This window comes from Rhizobium sp. 16-488-2b, assembly GCF_017741815.1.
Classification (GTDB): Bacteria; Pseudomonadota; Alphaproteobacteria; order Rhizobiales; family Rhizobiaceae; genus Rhizobium.
In genome coordinates this window covers 188,431-205,401 of record NZ_JAGHMF010000017.1, presented here as the reverse complement: position 1 = coordinate 205,401, position 16,971 = coordinate 188,431, and the positions used below count along the sequence as shown (strand labels likewise).

Annotated in this window: 14 protein-coding genes; 8 read left to right on the top strand and 6 right to left on the bottom strand. The window is 63.0% G+C overall.

The annotated features are described in order from the left end of the window. Nucleotides 1-130: 130 nt before the first annotated feature. The 3 genes from J5286_RS17355 to J5286_RS17345 all read right to left on the bottom strand — a co-directional run bounded on the left by J5286_RS17355 (nucleotide 131) and on the right by J5286_RS17345 (nucleotide 1,965). The gene (locus J5286_RS17355) at nucleotides 131-583 is read right to left on the bottom strand and encodes a DUF2721 domain-containing protein (RefSeq protein WP_209191447.1); all 453 of its coding nucleotides are present in this window, start codon (nucleotides 581-583) and stop codon (nucleotides 131-133) included. A gap of 315 nt (nucleotides 584-898) precedes the next feature. Then, nucleotides 899-1,264, bottom strand: coding sequence for a hypothetical protein (locus J5286_RS17350; RefSeq protein WP_209191446.1), 366 nt, complete (start codon nucleotides 1,262-1,264; stop codon nucleotides 899-901). A gap of 62 nt (nucleotides 1,265-1,326) precedes the next feature. After that, nucleotides 1,327-1,965: a helix-turn-helix domain-containing protein gene (locus J5286_RS17345; RefSeq protein ID WP_209191445.1), complete on the bottom strand. Its 639-nt coding sequence runs from the start codon at nucleotides 1,963-1,965 to the stop codon at nucleotides 1,327-1,329. 168 nt (nucleotides 1,966-2,133) lie between these two features. On the opposite strand from J5286_RS17345, the gene J5286_RS17340 reads away from it, so the two are divergent. Continuing rightward, the gene (locus J5286_RS17340; RefSeq protein ID WP_209191444.1) at nucleotides 2,134-3,108 is read left to right on the top strand and encodes a hypothetical protein; all 975 of its coding nucleotides are present in this window, start codon (nucleotides 2,134-2,136) and stop codon (nucleotides 3,106-3,108) included. 39 nt (nucleotides 3,109-3,147) lie between these two features. Here J5286_RS17340 and J5286_RS17335 read toward each other — a convergent pair whose 3' ends face one another. Both J5286_RS17335 and J5286_RS17330 read right to left on the bottom strand, forming a co-directional pair. After that, complete coding sequence (locus tag J5286_RS17335; RefSeq protein ID WP_209191443.1) at nucleotides 3,148-4,929, bottom strand: hypothetical protein; 1,782 nt, start codon at nucleotides 4,927-4,929, stop codon at nucleotides 3,148-3,150. 98 nt (nucleotides 4,930-5,027) lie between these two features. Next, a complete protein-coding gene (locus J5286_RS17330; protein WP_209191442.1) occupies nucleotides 5,028-5,696 on the bottom strand; it encodes a response regulator transcription factor in 669 nt (222 codons plus the stop codon). A 267-nt stretch (nucleotides 5,697-5,963) separates the two neighbouring features. Between J5286_RS17330 and J5286_RS17325 the strand changes: the two genes are divergently transcribed. The 4 genes from J5286_RS17325 (at nucleotide 5,964) to arcC (ending at nucleotide 9,674) form a co-directional block, all read left to right on the top strand. Continuing rightward, nucleotides 5,964-6,314, top strand: a complete 351-nt coding sequence (locus J5286_RS17325) for a hypothetical protein (protein ID WP_209191441.1) — start codon at nucleotides 5,964-5,966, stop codon at nucleotides 6,312-6,314. 148 nt (nucleotides 6,315-6,462) lie between these two features. Next, nucleotides 6,463-7,692, top strand: coding sequence for an arginine deiminase (gene arcA / locus J5286_RS17320; RefSeq protein ID WP_209191440.1), 1,230 nt, complete (start codon nucleotides 6,463-6,465; stop codon nucleotides 7,690-7,692). Nucleotides 7,693-7,729: 37 nt separating this feature from the next. Further along, nucleotides 7,730-8,734: an ornithine carbamoyltransferase gene (locus J5286_RS17315; RefSeq protein WP_018896899.1), complete on the top strand. Its 1,005-nt coding sequence runs from the start codon at nucleotides 7,730-7,732 to the stop codon at nucleotides 8,732-8,734. Between the two features lies 1 nt (nucleotide 8,735). After that, nucleotides 8,736-9,674, top strand: a complete 939-nt coding sequence (arcC, locus tag J5286_RS17310) for a carbamate kinase (RefSeq protein ID WP_209191439.1) — start codon at nucleotides 8,736-8,738, stop codon at nucleotides 9,672-9,674. A gap of 27 nt (nucleotides 9,675-9,701) precedes the next feature. On the opposite strand, the gene J5286_RS17305 is transcribed toward arcC, so the two are convergent. Further along, entirely contained in the window at nucleotides 9,702-11,069 is a 1,368-nt protein-coding gene (locus J5286_RS17305) for an amino acid permease (RefSeq protein WP_245206189.1), read from the bottom strand. A gap of 207 nt (nucleotides 11,070-11,276) precedes the next feature. Here J5286_RS17305 and J5286_RS17300 point away from each other — a divergent pair, with 207 nt between their 5' ends. The 3 genes from J5286_RS17300 (at nucleotide 11,277) to speC (ending at nucleotide 16,971) form a co-directional block, all read left to right on the top strand. Further along, nucleotides 11,277-12,203, top strand: a complete 927-nt coding sequence (locus J5286_RS17300) for a cation diffusion facilitator family transporter (protein ID WP_209191438.1) — start codon at nucleotides 11,277-11,279, stop codon at nucleotides 12,201-12,203. Nucleotides 12,204-12,349: 146 nt separating this feature from the next. After that, nucleotides 12,350-14,611: an arginine/lysine/ornithine decarboxylase gene (locus J5286_RS17295; protein WP_112950932.1), complete on the top strand. Its 2,262-nt coding sequence runs from the start codon at nucleotides 12,350-12,352 to the stop codon at nucleotides 14,609-14,611. Beyond that, nucleotides 14,608-16,971 (top strand): ornithine decarboxylase, encoded by a 2,364-nt coding sequence (speC, locus tag J5286_RS17290; protein WP_209191437.1) that lies wholly within the window; start codon nucleotides 14,608-14,610, stop codon nucleotides 16,969-16,971. Before J5286_RS17295 ends, speC begins: the two co-directional genes overlap by 4 nt.

The window sequence follows — 16,971 nt, the reverse complement described above, 5'->3', positions numbered from 1 at the left end:
CGCTGGCGGGAAGACTTCATCTTCCCTGGCGATGGTAGCTCCTCGTCCTGCGGACCATAACCTGAAGGCCGCAGGGTCTAAGCCTGACAACGCAACCAATATTCCTTTCCCAAAACACAATACGACAGACTTACCGACCCACCTTCGGAGGCCGGTTGTCGCGGATCTGCAGCAGGATGCTACGGCCGGCTGAGAGCAGCTCCATCAGGAAGGCCAGCAGCGAGAGCATGAGGGCGACGATGGCGCTGCCGAAGAACCAGACGAGGTTCAGCGGCCGGATGCGGATGGCAAGCGCGCCGGATAGCAGATTGAGGATCGCGCAGCAGGTGCAGATGCCGGCGATGACGCCGAGGATGACGGCGATTTCAAGCACCAGCGTGCGCCGGCGCAAGTATATCAGTTGCCGCTCTCGCTTGTCGTCAGGCTCATTCTTCTCGACAACCTCGTTCAGCCGATCTGAGACGCGCCCGAGGCGGGTGGCGTAGATGCCGACGAAGGCGGCAGTGCCCGCGAGCAGAAAGACCGGCGCCAGCGAGGTCTGGATGATCCCGGCATAGTCGATGACGATTGTCGGGGCGTCCATCGGCGTCTCCTCGCAAGCCTCATGCCCATCGGCGCGATACTCCTGAGAGGCCTTTCATGGCGCAAGGATCGCTGCGATGGCCGGCTGACACTAACGCTGACGGCCCCGATAGGGCAAGGCCGCAACGAGATTGCCGAAGCCGGGTTGTTGGCGGCGGGGTGCGGGGGCGGTGCAGTACGCGGGTAGGGCGGAGCGCATCGTGGACGCGGCACTGGTCGCGACGCGACGGCTTGAGCGGCGCGGAAGCCTGTGGCTTGAATCGCTTGGCCGACATCACGTGGCTCTTGTCACTTGGCTGGTGTCACAGAGCCGGTCTCACTGCGGCTTCAAATCATAGGCCTGATGGGCGGCTCTGAGATCCGCGAGCGTCTTGCCGACGCAATTGCCGCCGCCTTCGCCGCCGACGACGGCCTTGGCCTGGCCGTCGAGCGAGATGGTGCCGGCGATGCGATCGGAGGCGACGTAGGTTGCGAGACCAGCGTCGGTGACTCTGGAGAGGTAGAAGATATGGGTCGTATCCTTCTGCTGGCAGTGGATGACGATTGGGAAGCTCTTCAAGGGATCATCGGCGGCGTAAGCCGTGGCTGTGCCGGCGAGGTAGGGCAGGGCGATCGTGGCGACGGCTAGCGGCAAAGCCGGCACGAGGCGTCTGGCGGAATGTCGAAGCGCAACATCTGTCATCGAGATCTCCTGTTTTTCCGGTCCGATATCGTTTGCGATTTGTCGTTGCGCGTTCACCAAGCCTAGAGTGTGAGCGCTGCGAGCGCTTCCCTGTCCATCAGTTGCACGCGTCGCTGCAGCTTGCCCTTGAGGCGGATGATGTGCCTCTCGCGCAGCTTGGTGAAGGAGCGGGCCACGGTTTCGATGGTCAGGCCGAGATAGTCGGCGACGTCGCTGCGGCACATCATCAGGTCGAATTCGCTCTCACCGGGGTGGCGTTCGGCCATCTCCTCGATGAAGACGGCGACGCGCTTGAGGGCGCTCTGCTCGATCATCGCCAGCTGCCGCGCCTGCGCCTTTGCCAGATTGGCGAGCGCGATGTTGAGCAGGCTGCCCGTGGCGGTGCTGTTTGCTGTCGTCGCAAAAGGGCGGATCCTTGCTTCGCAGACGGCCTCGGCGAAGTCTGCGCGGCAGTCGCCCTGTTCGAGGCCGAACCAATCGCCCTTGGCGCAAAATGACAGTATGTGCCGGTGCCCATCTGGCATCAGCCGGTAGATCCTGATCGCGCCGGCCTCCACCTGGTAGAAGGCGAGCACCTTTTGCCCTTCGCTATAGACGATCTGGTCCTGTTTCAGCCTGATCGTCTGGTCGGCAGGCTCGAAGGTGCGCGGGCGCGTGGGGACTTGGATAGGCTCCTGTCGCAGATCGTGAACATGCAACATCGTATCTCCCTCCATTCCCCATAGAATAGGCAAAACGGGCGGTGCGGCACATTCGAAATTCCCCTTACGTAGTGCTACGGAAGCTCTCCTCGCGCTCGCGGTGTATAACGCCCAGGGGGCAAAACCCCAGCCCCACAGAACGACCGGGTCTTTCCGCAGGAGGGATCGATGGCATCGAGCGACGGCGAGAACCGCGACGCCGAACAGGACCGTGCCGAGATCATCGACCAGCTCGAGCGGATCTCGAGAAGCCGCGAGTTTCAGGCGCCCGAACGCGGCCGCCGTTTTTTTCGCTATGTCGTCGAAGAGGCGCTCGACGGCCGAAGCGAGCAGCTGACGGCCTATAATATCGCGCAGGCGGTTTTCGGTCGCGGCGCTGATTTCGACGCCCAGAGCGACCCGGTTGTCAGGATCGAGGCCGGCCGCATCCGGCGGGCGCTGGAGCGCTACTACCTCGTTTGCGGAGGCGGCGATCCGGTGCATATCACCATTCCAAAAGGACACTACGCGCCGCGCTTCGAGCGGCGGGCGGTGGCCGAGGGCGCGGTGAGCGAGGCTGCCACGCGCTCCGATGAGATCAGCGGCGCGGAGCAACCCCGGCGGAACGGGCGCAGGCTCGGTTATCGCGATCTGCTGGTCCCGGTCGGCATTCCCTTCATCTTTGCGGCGCTTGCCATGCTGGCGCTTGTCCGTCCGCTTGAGGAGTATCTGACGCCGGCGCCCGACCGACCGGCGGCAGCGCAGGATCAGGCAGGCGGCGCGCGTGTCATCGTCGAGCCGCTTGCTGTCCTCGGCGCTCCATCCGGCGGGGCGGAGATCGCCAGGGGGCTCAACGACCAGATCATCTCGCAGTTGACGAAACTGGATGGCGTGGTGGTCTTGACGCCCGCCAGTTCGCCCGCCGCAGCCACAACGGGGAGCGCGCTATTCGCGTTGCAGGGCAATGTCACCTTCGAGGGCGATGCGCTGCATGTGCAGCTGCGGTTGATCCGCAGCGCCGACGGACGCGTGCTATGGGCCAAGCGTTTCGATCACGACACGACGGGGCAGAACGTCTTCGATCTCCAGGACGCGATCGGGACCCGGGTCGTCAAGGACATCGCCGCGGTGAGTGAAATCAAGGATGCGTCGCACCCGCGTTAGCACGGTCTCGTCGGAAGCCGGCGTCGGGAGCCGGCCCTTTCATTTCTCGCGTTCGGAGTTGAGGCCGGCCATCTCGTTGCCGACGCCCACCGCTCGCAGACCGGTCAGCATGCGCTCCAGATCTTCCGGGCGCTGCAGGCGTCGAGACAGTTCATCGCGGACGTTCTTCATCATCTCTGGCGCGTGGGCGTTCAGCCAGTCTCGCAGTTGCGCGGCTTCTTCGGTCTTGCCTTCCGCTCCAAGGATGGAGAGCAGAACCAGGCGGTGCATCGGGTTGTATTCCAGGTCAGACATACGCGACCAAAGCTCGGCGGCCTGCAGGTCACCCCGCATATATGCGCAAAGCGCCATGCCCACTTCGTAATATCCCTTCGGGCCGGCATTCTTGTTGACGGCGCGGGAGACGAGTTCGCAGCCGGATTGCCACTTGCCGGACATAGCGAGCCGCAGCCCGTATTCGCCGGCGACTTCGGTATCGTTGGCGTTGGCGGCATAGGCGGCGGCGCCGAGTTTCAGCGCCTTGTCGATATCGTTGGTGAAGAAGCTGACGAGCATCGCCGCCTGCAGCGCACGGGTATTGTCGGGAGCAATGGCCGTCGCGCGCTCGGCTGCCTTCGTCGCCAGCGTCATGGTGTCGGGTGCCGGCTGCAGACCGAGTTTGTAGCGAAACCGGATCTCATCGAGATAGACGAGCGAGAGCAGCGCCCATGAGGTTGCATTGTTCGGGAAGCGCTCTGTCGCGTGGAGAAGGCAATCGCGGGCGGTGGCGTGGCTTTTTGCATCCATCCCCCTGCGATAGCTGTAGTAGGCCAGCGTACAATCATAGACGCCGCCCATCTCCTTCATCGACGGCGCGGCGATTTTGTCGGTATCGGTGACGAAGATCGCACCGTAGGGCTGGGCGACGGACACAGCGATATCCTGCCCGATGTCGGCTTGAATCTGCAGGACGCTCTTGGCACCGAGATCGGCGTCGTAGTTATTCGCCCAGATGACAGCCGCATCCGAGCGCCGGATCAGCCGCGAGATCGAGCGCAACTTGTCGCCATCGCGCTGCACGCTGCCCTGTAGCGCAAAGCCGCGCATGGTTCCATTGTTGGCGCGCGAGGGATCGGCGATGACGACAATGTCGTTGAATGTTGCGAGCTGGCCGATGATTTCGTCTCGCAACCCCTGGGCGATATCGGCGGTGGCTCCCTCTTCCGTATCCGACTGGAAGTTCTCGACGACGATCATCGGGCTGGACGTATCGGCGACGGGGGATGGTTGGGTGCTGGTCCGGCCGTTCAGCAAGTCCGCCGGCAGCAGAAAGTAACCAGCTGTCGCGGCGATCAGGAGTGTGGCGCCAACCGCCAGCGCGGCGAACGATCTGGTATCTCGCGTCTTGCGATGGGCCGGTGCGCGTGCCGTCGCAGGCTCGGAACGAGGCGCCGGATCGGCGGATGAATGCGATGGTTCGGCATAATCGAAATGCGGGACGTAGCCGCCCTTGGGTATGGTGATCACGATCGGATCATCTTGCCCGGCGACGAGATAGTAGCGCTCGAGGCCGCGCCGAATCCGGCCGGCCTCTATCCTGACGACAGGGTCGTTCTGGGCGTCGAAGGTGCTCTGCCGGCCAAAGATCTCATTGGCGATGGTGAAGGCCTTGAGGAACTGGGCGCGTCCGTCCAGGGTCTCCGTGACCACGAAGCGAAGGAACTTCCGGCCACGCTCGGGCGAGTGAAACTCGTCGCTGGCGAGTACACGCTCGAGTTGCTGGAGGATGTCTTCCGGTTTAGGTCCTGGTTCGCCCGAAAACTCGACTTTTGCGCTACTCATGATGCCCCTCCGACACGATCACGCAATTCTATTCAGTCGTTACTAATGGAGCATATCCCATAACCATGTGTGGTTTCAATGACTTTGTCGAACGCAGCTTAAAGTAGCCTGACTGGAACGGCTGGCAAAGCAGGTGCGCGCGTCGCGGGAGACTGTTGCATCCCGCCCGAGGTCAGGACCATGCGCAAGAGTTCGGCCAGGTTGCGGGCCTCCATTTTCGCCATGACGTTGGCGCGATGAACTTCGACCGTGCGCGCGCTGATGCCGAGGTTGAAGGCGATCATCTTGTTCTGCAGGCCGTCCAGAACGGCGGCCAGAACCTGATGTTCCCGATCGGTCAGTTGCCGCAGCCGGTTGGCGACCACCTCGGTGTCGACAGGCGCGGGCGAGGGGGGCGTCCGGCGCAATGTTGCCTGGTTGATCGCCGAGATCAGCGCCTGGTCCTCGAATGGCTTCTTGATGAAATCGGCCGCACCCGCCTTCATCGCCTGCACGGCCGTTTCCACGTCTCCATCGCCGCCGACGAGGATTGTGGGGATGTTCGCGTTGAGCGCGTTCAGCCGCTCCAGTAATTGAAGCCCGTCGGCACAGGACATGCGCGTGACCTTGACGAGGCATGCCCGGCCGGAGACGGGTAACTGATCCAGAAACGCCGAGGCGCTCTCATAGGCGCGAACCGCGAAGCCCGAGGATATCAGCAGGAACGTCAAGGATCGCCGCGGTATCTCCTGGTCGTCGACAAGGTGCACGGTCAGGTCATTCGCCATCGAGTAAACTCTCCCTCAAATGCAACGAAAGCGCGAGAGCGCGGTTCCCCGATCCACCCTCTCACTGACTGTATATTACCACTACACTGCGCTCTTCAGGCGTAGCATCGCGTAACATCTGTGGTAGCCGACACATTGAAAACATTGATGTCCGGCGCACCAAGCGCCGCGATGCGTTGATCCGGCTCAATGCCGGTTATCCCAGGACGGCCTATCATTGCGGGACTTTCCCCAATTCTCGCCCCCAGTTGTCGATGGAGCCCTACGATGAGAAAGCTGGTCCTTGCGACAGGAATTGCGATCGTCGCCGTCATGGCGGCACCTGTCGGTGCGCAGCAGGATCGCAAAGAATATCGGCGCATGAACTGGGCCGAAAACCTGCCCGATGCGGTCAAAAACTATCATGGCAAGCGGTTTTCGGTCGTCAGCTATGCGACGGCGATCGAAACCGGCGCGCTGCATCAGCCGGGCAAGCCGGATGAAGTCAAGGCCGTCAGGGCGGCTGCGCGATCCAACAAGTGGCTGGTCGAACAGCTAAAGGCGAAGAAGCTGACGCCCGACGATATCGAGTGGGTCACGCGGGCGCGCAACGGCAATCTGGTCTTCTACGTGGAATGACCGCGGCTTTCGCGATTGCCCGCTGACCAGCAATACCGCTCCGCGCATTGCTTGCGATCAATGACACGGCCGAACCCGTCCCGTTAGGCTCATCTCATCCGTGGGTAGCAGGGCGATCGCTATCCCAGGCAGCTTGGAGGAGAGCGCGATGCGCGGTTTTGGGGTTCATTCGGAAGTCGGGAAGCTCAGAACGGTGATGGTCTGCCGACCGTCGCTCGCCCACCAGCGGCTGACGCCGGGCAATTGCCACGATCTTCTCTTCGATGACGTGCTCTGGGTTCACGAGGCGCAGAAGGATCACTACGACTTCGTGCTGAAGATGCAGGAGCGCGGCGTCGAGGTTCTCGAGCTGCACGACATGCTGGCGCAGACGCTGGTCGACAAGCCGGCGCGCGACTTCGTGCTCGATCGCCGTATTACGCCGAATGTGCTCGGCTCGCAGATCGCCGAGGCGGTGCGGCCCTGGCTCGACGAGATGCCGGCGACACAGCTCGCGGCCTTCATGATCGGCGGCATCGCCATTTCCGACCTGCCCGACGTGAAGGCGAAGACGCTGATGCTGAGCGCGCTGTCGGAGACCGAGTTCGTCATTCCGCCCATCCCGAACACGCTGTTCCAGCGCGATCCCTCCTGCTGGATCTATAATGGCGTGACCTGCAATCCGATGTTCTGGCCGGCGCGGCAGCCCGAGACGCTGATCCAGCGCGCGGTCTACAAGTTTCATCCGACGTTCCGCGACGGCGATTTTAAGATCTGGTGGGGCGACAGCGACGAGGATTTCGCCAACGCCTCGATCGAGGGCGGCGACGTCATGCCGATCGGCAATGGAACCGTGCTGATCGGCATGGGCGAGCGCACTACCTATCAGGCGGTCGGCCAGGTCGCGCGCGCCCTGTTCAAGAACAAGGCGGTTACCAGGGTCATCGGCTGCCTGATGCCGAAGAGCCGGGCAGCCATGCACCTCGACACGGTCTTCAGCTTCTGCGACCGCGACGTGGTGACGCTCTTTGCCGAAGTCGTCGATCAGATCCGCTGCTACAGCATGGTGCAGACGGATGACGACGGCAATTTCGACATTCATCCGGAGACGGAGCCGATGCTCGATATCGTCGCCAAGGCGCTCGGTGTCGGCAAGCTCAGGGTCGTGGAAACAGGCGGCAACGCCTACCAGGCCGAGCGCGAGCAATGGGACGACGGCAACAACGTCGTCGCCTTGGAGCCGGGCGTCGTGGTCGGTTACGACCGCAACACCTACACCAACACGCTTCTTCGCAAGGCGGGCATCGAGGTCATCACCGTTCGCGGTTCCGAACTCGGCCGCGGTCGTGGCGGCGGGCATTGCATGACATGCCCGATCCGGCGCGACCCCGCCTATTGACAGCAGACATCCTGAAACAGCCCTACGGAGCAAGACCATGAGCTTCAATCTGCGCAACCGTTCGCTTCTGACCGTGCAGGATTATACGCCGCGAGAATTCCGCTACCTCCTCGATCTCGCGCGCGATCTGAAGCGGGCCAAGTATGCCCGCACCGAGCAGCAGCACCTGAAGGGCAAGGAGATCTGCCTGATCTTCGAAAAGACCTCGACGCGCACCCGGTGCGCCTTCGAAGTCGCCTGCTCGGACCAGGGGGCGAACGTCACCTATCTCGATCCCTCCGGCTCGCAGATCGGCCACAAGGAATCCTTCAAGGACACGGCGCGCGTGCTTGGCCGCATGTATGATGCGATCGAATATCGCGGTTCGGCGCAGCACGGGGTGGAGACGCTGGCGCGCTATGCCGGCGTGCCCGTCTACAACGGCCTGACGGACGAGTATCATCCGACGCAGATGATCGCCGACGTCATGACCATGCGCGAGCATGCCGACAAGCCGATCGCCGATATCAAATACGCCTATATCGGCGACACGCGCTCGAACATGGGCCATTCGCTGCTGATCGTCGGCTGCCTTATGGGCATGGACGTCCGGATATGCGGGCCGAAATCGCTTTGGCCGGCCGAGGAATACATCAAGATCGCCAGGGAATTGCAGGAGCGATCCGGCGCGCGGCTTCTGATCACCGACGATCCCAAGGAGGCGGTGAAGGGCGTCGATTTCATCCACACCGACGTCTGGGTGTCGATGGGCGAGCCGAAGGACGTCTGGCGCGAGCGCATCAAGCTGTTGACGCCCTATCAGGTCAACGAAGCGCTGATGAAGGCGAGCGGCAATCCGCAGACCAAGTTCATGCACTGCCTGCCGGCCTTCCACGACACGGAGACGACACTGGGCAAGCAGATCGCCGAGGATTACGGCATGAGCAACGGCCTGGAGGTCACCGGCGAAGTGTTCGAATCCGAGGCCAATGTGGCCTTCGAGCAGGCGGAAAACCGGCTGCACACGATCAAGGCGCTGCTTGTCGCGACATTGGGAGACTAGGATGCGGATCGTCATCGCGCTTGGCGGCAACGCTCTTCTCCGGCGCGGGGAAGCGATGACCGCTGATGTCCAGAGACGCAATACGCGGGTGGCGGCGGAGGCGATCGCGCCGCTGGCCGCCGAGCATCAGCTGATCATCACCCATGGCAACGGGCCGCAGGTCGGCTTGCTTGCGCTGCAGGGCGCCGCCTACAAGCCTGATGAGGCCTATCCGCTCGACGTGCTCGGCGCTGAAACCGAGGGGATGATCGGCTACATGCTGGAGCAGGAACTCGGCAACGTGCTGCCCTTCGAGCAGCCGCTGGCGACGCTGCTCACCATGGTCGAGGTCGATGCCGACGATCCTGGTTTTACGAACCCCACCAAGTTCGTCGGCCCGGTCTACGAGAAGGCGGATGCCGATCGCATCCGCTCGGAGAAGAACTGGGTGTTCAAGCAGGATGGCGACAAGTGGCGCCGGGTCGTCGCTTCGCCGCTTCCCAAGCGCATCTTCGAAATCCGGCCGGTGCGCTGGCTGCTCGAGCAGCGCACCATCGTTATCTGCGCCGGCGGCGGCGGGATACCGACCATGTACCAGAAGGGCAAGGAGCGTCATCTTGCTGGCGTCGAGGCGGTCATCGACAAGGACCTCTGCTCGGAACTGCTGGCGCGCGAGATCGGCGCCGATCTGCTGATCATGGCAACCGACGCGCCGGCCGTCTGTCTCGACTGGGGCAAGCCGTCGCAAAAGGCGATCCACAAGGCCCGCCCCGGCGACATGAAGCAGTTCGATTTTCCGGCCGGGTCCATGGGGCCGAAGGTCGATGCCGCATGCCACTTCGCCGAGACGACGGGCAAGGCGGCGGCGATCGGGGCGCTTGCGGATATTGCAGGCATGGTGCGGGGCGAGCTCGGCACGATCATCGATGGCCGCTTCGGTGGGCTCAGCTGGCACGGCTGAATGGGCGGACCGGAAGCAGCACGAGGATTATAGCGAGGCAGCGGGGCGTATCGGCGCCCCGTTTTGCGTTTCGACGCCTTGCGTGCGCGCGACCTCGCCGTTTCGCCTTTGCCAGACATAGACGGGGATGCCGAGCATCAGGAGCACCATGCCGTAGAGTACCGGCTCGGCGCCCGAGCCATAGAGCGTGAACATGGCGAAGAGGAAGGCGATCAATTCGATGAGGGTGACGCGGGGCGTCTTCTGCCCGTTGCTCAGCCGCGAGGCGACAAGGGTACCGGCGAGCGCGCAGAAGGCGTAGGGGACGACGGCTGTCATCGTGCTCAGCCCGACCATCAGCCGGTAGACCGCCGCGAAACTGTCCGATCCGACCGCTTGGACGAGGACGAGCAGCGTCGCGAAGGTGGCCGAGACGACCATGCCGATGGCGGGAACGCCGCGGCTGGAGAGGCGGGCGAAGAGCGGCGGAAACAGGCCGTCGCGAGCGGCGGCCATCGGCACCTGGCCCATCAGCAGCGTCCAGCCGTTCAGCGCGCCGATCGAGGAGATCACTACCGCGATCGAGATCGCCAATTCGCCGCCACGCCCCCACATCAGCCCCGCCGCTTCCGAGAAGGGGGCGACGGAGTGGATGAGTTGCGGGCGCGGCACGACGCCCATCACGACGACGGTGCCGAGAACATAAAGAGCCGCGGCGATGGAGATACCGAGCACGGTCGAACGGGGGATTGTTCGGCGCGCGTCTCGGACATCGCCAGCGGGAACGGTGGCCGATTCCAGACCCAGATAGGCAAACATGGTGAGCGGCGCCAGGGCCGCGAAGGATTGCAGCAGCGGCTGGCCGCTCGGGTTGAATTCGGCGAAATGCGAGGTGTCTATATAGAGGAGACCGATGATGGCGACGGCGCCGAATGGGATGAGCTTGGCGTAGGTCGTCACCTGCGCGAAGAGCCCGGCCGCGTGGACGCCGCGCAGGTTGACGAGCACGATCGTCCAGATGACGCCGAGCGTCAGAATGGTCGCGGCGATGCGATTGCCGAGGGCAGGGAAGAGATCGATCATCACGCCGGTAAAGGCGATGGCGATGACGGGAAGCGACGACCAGATCGAGATCCAGTAGCCCCAGGCGATGAGAAAGCCGGCGAAATCGCCATAGGCAAGCCGCGTATAGGCATAAGGGCCACCAACGGCCGGCACCATGCCGGCAAGCCGCGCGAAGGTGAGGCCAAGGCAGATCGCGCCGGCGCCCATGATCATCCACACCAGGATCGCCAGATTGCCATAGGGCGCGACGGCGGCCGGCGACAGATAGAAGCCGGAACCGACCATGTTGCCGACGACGATGGCGGTACAGGCGGCGAGCCCGAGGCTTTTGCCGTTCTGCGAGGTCGTCATGAAATCCCTCCCGAAGATCGGTTCACCGCTGTGGACGATAGCCGTCGGACGGCCCGGGACAGCGTCCCGGTTTATGCGGCCACGGGCATCCTCTTCCCAATCCGCAAGGCTCGCAATCCGGATCAATGCGTAGTACGCCGCCACGCCTGAAGCCTTCACCATTTGTGTGAACGCGCTAAAATGAGATGGAAGCCAGCGGAGACGGTGATGCGGAACGAGCAGCGCTTTTTGACCATATCGATCGTGGCGACCGTCGTGGTGGCGGCTCTCGGCATCGTCTTCGGCATCATCTCGGGCTCATTTTCCATCGCCTTCGATGGCGTCTATTCGCTGGCCGATGCGGCGATGACCGGGCTCGCGCTCTGGGTGTCGAGCCTGATTGTGCGGTCGGCGGAGAACAATGCCAAGTCCGGCCGCATCCGCAACCGCTTCACCATGGGCTTCTGGCATCTGGAACCCATCGTGCTTTTGCTCAACGGTTGCCTGCTGATGACGGTGGCGGTCTACGCGTTGATCAATGCCGTCATCAGCGTCATCAATGGCGGGCATGAGCTGCATTTCGGCGCCGCGATCGTCTATTCCGGCGCCACGCTTGTCGTCTGCGTGGTCATGGCGTCGATCGGCATTGCGTTGAACCGCAGCCTGAAGTCCGATTTCATCGCGCTCGATATCAAGGCCTGGATCATGTCCGGCGGTATCGCGTTTGCGTTGCTTGTCGCCTTCGTGATCGGTCTTGCGGTGCTGCCGACGCCAATGGCCTGGATCGCCCGATATGTCGACCCCGTGGTGCTCGGCCTCGTCTGCCTGGTGATGATCCCGCTGCCTATCGGCACGATCTTGAAGGCGCTCAGCGAGGTGCTGCTGATCGCGCCTGTCGATCTGCAGGAGCATGTCGACCAGGTGGCGTCGGAGACCGTTCAGCGCCTTGGCTTCCTCTCCTACCGCGCCTATGTCGCGCGCGTCGGAAGAGCGACCGAGGTCGAGCTCTACTTCATCGTGCCCGAGGGGCTGCCCGCCAAGACGATCGAGGAATGGGATGCTCTGCGCGACGATATCGGAGACCGGATCGGCGGCGAGGGGGCCAATCGCTGGCTGACCATCGCCTTTACCGCCGATGCCGAATGGGCCGAATAGGCATCGTTTCTCTTAGCTGTATGCTTTTGCCGTCACGTTGACTGCAATCAACGACGGTCCGCAACCTCCCGTGTACCATCCGCCCAATCTCAGACGCACGCAGCGGCATGACAGCCGCTGTCCAAACTTGGGTTCTGGAGGGGCGCATGGAATTCCACAAGTCATTTCCGATCGCAGTCATCGACGAGGATTTCGACGGCAAGAGTGCCGCCGGCCGTGGGATGCGCGATCTGGCGGCCGCCATCGAGGCGGAGGGTTTTCGTGTCGTCTCCGGCGTCACCTACGAGGATGCGCGGCGGCTGGTGCATATCTTCAACACGGAGTCGGCCTGGCTGGTTTCCGTCGACGGGACGGAGGACAAGGCGTCGCGCTGGCAGGTGTTGGAGGAGGTTCTAAGCGCCAAGCGCCGCAAGAACGACCGGCTGCCGATCTTCCTGTTCGGCGACGACACCACGGCCGAAGACGTGCCGGCCAGCGTGCTGCGCCACGCCAACGCCTTCCTGCGGCTGTTTGAGGATTCCGCCGAGTTCATGGCGCGCGCCATCGTGCAGGCGGCGCGCAACTATCTCGACCGACTGCCGCCGCCGATGTTCAAGGCGCTGATGGATTATACGCTGGAGGGGGCGTATTCCTGGCATACGCCGGGCCATGGCGGCGGCGTCGCCTTCCGCAAAAGCCCGGTCGGGCAGCTCTTCTATACCTTCTTCGGCGAGAACACGTTGCGGTCGGACATCTCGGTGTCGGTCGGCAGCGTCGGGTCGCTTCTGGATCACGTCGGGCCGATCGCGGAGGGAGAGCGCAACGCGGCGCGCATCTTCGGCACGGATGAGACCCTGTTCGTCGTCGGCGGCACATCGACCGCCAACAAGATCATCTGGCACGGCATGGTCGGACGCGGCGATCTCGTGCTCTGCGACCGTAACTGCCACAAGTCGATCCTGCATTCGCTGATCATGACTGGCGCGACGCCGATCTATCTCATTCCCTCGCGCAATGGGCTCGGCATCATCGGGCCGATCTCCAAGGATCAGTTCACGCCCGAGGCGATCGCTAAGAAGATCGCCGCCAGCCCATTTGCAGGCGAGACGAGCGGCAAGGTGCGGCTGATGGTGATCACCAACTCCACCTATGACGGCCTCTGCTACAATGTCGACGCCATCAAGGTGTCGCTCAAGGATTCCGTCGAGGTGCTGCACTTCGACGAGGCATGGTATGCCTACGCGAATTTTCACGAGTTCTATGACGGCTTCCACGGCATCTCGTCGACGCAGCCGGCGCGCTCGCAAAATGCCATCACCTTCGCCACGCATTCGACGCACAAGCTTCTCGCGGCCTTCTCGCAGGCGTCGATGATCCATATCCAGCACGCCGAAAACAAGAAGCTCGACGTCACGCGCTTCAACGAAGCCTTCATGATGCACACCTCGACCTCGCCGCAATACGGCATCATCGCGTCGTGCGATGTCGCCGCGGCGATGATGGAGCAGCCGGCCGGCCGCGCATTGGTGCAGGAGACGATCGACGAAGCCATTAGCTTCCGCCGGGCGATGAACGCGGTGCGCGGTCAGATGGGGCAAAGCTGGTGGTTCGACGTGTGGGAGCCCACGATCGCCGAGGAGACGCCGAGCGATACGCATGCGGAGTGGGTGCTGAAGCCGGGCGATGCCTGGCACGGCTTTACCGGGCTTGCCGAAAACCATGTGATGGTCGATCCGATCAAGGTCACCATCCTGTCGCCGGGGCTTTCGGCGGATGGGACGATGCAGGAGCACGGGATACCGGCGGCTGTTATCACCAAGTTTCTCTCTTCGCGCCGCATCGAGATCGAGAAGACCGGGCTCTACTCCTTCCTCGTGCTCTTCTCGATGGGGATCACGCGCGGCAAGTGGAGCACGCTCGTTACCGAGCTCATCAATTTCAAGGATCTCTACGACAGCAACGCGCCATTGACGCGGGCGCTGCCGGCGCTCGCCGCCGCCCATCCCGAGGCTTACGGCAATATGGGCCTGCGCGATCTCTGCGAGCAGATCCACGCCATCTACCGCAAGGACGATGTGCCGAAGGCGCAGCGCGAGATGTATACGGTGCTGCCCGAGATGGCGCTGCGGCCGGCCGATGCCTACGACCATCTCGTCAAGGGTCGGATCGAGAGCGTCGAGATCGACAAGCTGATGAACCGCATCCTGGCGGTGATGATCGTTCCCTATCCGCCGGGTATTCCGCTGATCATGCCTGGCGAGCGGATCACCGAAACGACGAAATCCATTCAGGATTACCTGCTTTACGCGCGCGACTTCGACCGCAAGTTCCCGGGCTTTGAGACCGATATCCACGGCCTGCGCTTCGAGGCCGGTAGCAACGGCCGCCGCTACCTCGTCGATTGCGTGGCGGAGGGAGCGGTCCAATGATCCCGCGCGACGTGAAGTCCCCGACGGTTGCGATACCGTTCAACAAGATGCTGAAGATCGTCGCCGTCGTTGATCGCGACAACCGCCAAGTGCAGGAGTTGCTGGCGCAGCTCGCCGCCGACAATTTCGAGGTCGAACTCCGCGATGACTATACGGCCGACGTTTCGGAAGACGCGTCGGTGGGCGCCTATATCGGCTCCGTGGAAGGCGGCCTGCTTCCCTATGCGCGCGGCTTCCTCCGCTCGCTGCGCGAGGCGGGTTTCCGCACGCCGGTCTGGGCGATGGCGGATACGCTCAGCATCTCGGACATGGACGTCGTGGAGATGGCGGGCGAGGTGGATGGCTTCGTCTACCTCGGCCAGCAGACGCCGGCCTTCTACGCCAAGCAGATCGTTTCCAGCCTGATCAACTACGGCAAGTCGCTGCTGCCGCCGTTCTTCGGCGGCATGATGGCCTATGATGGCGAGGCGAATATCGCCTTCGATTGCCCCGGCCACCAGGGCGGGCAGTTTTATCGCAAATCGCCGGCCGGGCAGCTGTTCTTCAAGTATTTCGGCGAGAGCATCTTCCGCAACGATCTGTGCAACGCCGATGTCGACCTCGGTGATCTCCTGATCCACGAAGGCCCCGCCGTCGAGGCGCAGAAGCAGGCGGCGCGGATATTCGGGGCGGATCGCACCTATTTCATCCTGAACGGGACCAGCACCTCCAACAAGGTGGTGACCAACGCGGTGCTGCGCGCCGGCGATCTCGTGCTGTTCGATCGCAACAATCACAAGTCGCTGCACCAGGGCGCGCTGGTGCAGGCGGGGGCGATACCGATCTATCTGCCGACGGCGCGCAATTCCTTCGGCATGATCGGCGCCGTCGACTGGGCGGCGTGGGACGAGGGCTGGCTGCGCCAGCAGATCGCGGCCCATCCGCTTCTCGCGGACAAGAGCCGGGCCAATGCGGAGCGCCCCTTCCGGCTCGCCTGCATCCAGCTCGCCACCTATGACGGCACGATTTATAATGTGCGCCAGGTCATGGAGAAGATCGGCCATCTCTGCGACTACGTGCTCTGGGACGAAGCCTGGATCGGCTATAACGCGTTCCATCCGCTGTTCGAGGGCCATAGCCCGATGCGGCTCAAGGACCTCAAGCCCGACATGCCCGGCCTATTCTCGACGCAGTCGGTGCACAAGCAGGGGGCGGGCTTTTCGCAGGCGTCGCAGATCCACAAGCGCGACGAACATATCAGCGACCAGCGCCGCTTCATCGAGCACAAGCGTTTCAATGAATCGCTGCTGATGCACGTCTCGACATCGCCCTTCTATCCGCTGTTCGCCTCGCTCGACGTCAATGCGAAGGTGCATGAGGGCAAGGCCGGCGAGATGCTCTGGGACCGCTGCATCGGTCTCGGGATCGAGGTGCGCAAGAAGCTGCGCGGTTTCGTTCAGCACTACGAGAGCAAGGCGACGAGCGCCGAGGAGCAATGGTTCTTCGATCCTTTCGTGCCGGACAAGATCTCCGTCACGGGGTCCAAACATACCGGCGATCTCGCGGGCATAAGGTGGGAGGACGTGCCGACGGATGTCTTGAAGCGCGAGCAGCAGTGCTGGCGGTTCGATCCCGAGGCGACGTGGCATGGCTATGCCGGCTACGCGCCCGGCTACACCATGGTCGATCCCAACAAGCTGACGCTACTGACGCCGGGTATCGACCGGAAGACGGGCGAGTATCGCGAGTTCGGCATCCCGGCGACCGTCGTTGCCAACTATCTGCGCGAGCAACGCGTCGTGCCGGAGAAGTGCGATCTGAACAGCCTGCTCTTCCTGCTGACGCCGGCCGAAGACGAGAGCAAGCTCAACACGCTGGTCGCCAAGCTGGTGAAGTTCAAGAACCTGTGGGATCGCGACGCGCCGCTGCAGGATGTGTTGCCGACGGTCTTCGCCGCCAATCGCGAGCGTTATCAGGGCTACACGGTGCGGCAGGTCTGCAAGGAGATGCACAGCTTCTATCGCTCCGCCGGCGTCAAGGAATTGCAGCGTCTGTGTTTCCGATCCGAGAGCTTTCCGGAGCCGGCGATCTCGTCGAAGCAGGCTTACGAGGCGCTGGTCGCCAACAATGTCGATTACGTGCCGCTGTCGGAAGCCGCCGGGCGCATTTCGGCGACGCTGGCGCTGATCTATCCGCCCGGCATCGGCGTGATCGTGCCCGGAGAGCGCTGGGACAACAGGGCGCGGCCGATGCGCGATTATTTCCTGGCCTTCGAGGAGTCCTTCAACCGCTTCCCGGGCTTCAACTACGAGGTCCAGGGTGTGTTCCAGGAACGGATCGATGGGCGCATCAAGTTCCACACATATGTCGTGCGCGAGTAG

Bases quoted from the DNA above. Each gene is read 5' to 3' on its own strand.
- J5286_RS17300 (WP_209191438.1), top strand. From the start codon at position 11,277: ATGCGGAACGAGCAGCGCTTTTTGACCATATCGATCGTGGCGACCGTC.
- J5286_RS17315 (WP_018896899.1), top strand. From the start codon at position 7,730: ATGAGCTTCAATCTGCGCAACCGTTCGCTTCTGACCGTGCAGGATTAT.
- J5286_RS17355 (WP_209191447.1), bottom strand. From the start codon at position 583: ATGGACGCCCCGACAATCGTCATCGACTATGCCGGGATCATCCAGACC.
- arcA (WP_209191440.1), top strand. From the start codon at position 6,463: ATGCGCGGTTTTGGGGTTCATTCGGAAGTCGGGAAGCTCAGAACGGTG.
- J5286_RS17340 (WP_209191444.1), top strand. From the start codon at position 2,134: ATGGCATCGAGCGACGGCGAGAACCGCGACGCCGAACAGGACCGTGCC.
- J5286_RS17325 (WP_209191441.1), top strand. From the start codon at position 5,964: ATGAGAAAGCTGGTCCTTGCGACAGGAATTGCGATCGTCGCCGTCATG.
- J5286_RS17345 (WP_209191445.1), bottom strand. From the start codon at position 1,965: ATGTTGCATGTTCACGATCTGCGACAGGAGCCTATCCAAGTCCCCACG.
- J5286_RS17295 (WP_112950932.1), top strand. From the start codon at position 12,350: ATGGAATTCCACAAGTCATTTCCGATCGCAGTCATCGACGAGGATTTC.
- speC (WP_209191437.1), top strand. From the start codon at position 14,608: ATGATCCCGCGCGACGTGAAGTCCCCGACGGTTGCGATACCGTTCAAC.
- J5286_RS17335 (WP_209191443.1), bottom strand. From the start codon at position 4,929: ATGAGTAGCGCAAAAGTCGAGTTTTCGGGCGAACCAGGACCTAAACCG.
- J5286_RS17350 (WP_209191446.1), bottom strand. From the start codon at position 1,264: ATGACAGATGTTGCGCTTCGACATTCCGCCAGACGCCTCGTGCCGGCT.
- J5286_RS17330 (WP_209191442.1), bottom strand. From the start codon at position 5,696: ATGGCGAATGACCTGACCGTGCACCTTGTCGACGACCAGGAGATACCG.
- J5286_RS17305 (WP_245206189.1), bottom strand. From the start codon at position 11,069: ATGACGACCTCGCAGAACGGCAAAAGCCTCGGGCTCGCCGCCTGTACC.
- arcC (WP_209191439.1), top strand. From the start codon at position 8,736: ATGCGGATCGTCATCGCGCTTGGCGGCAACGCTCTTCTCCGGCGCGGG.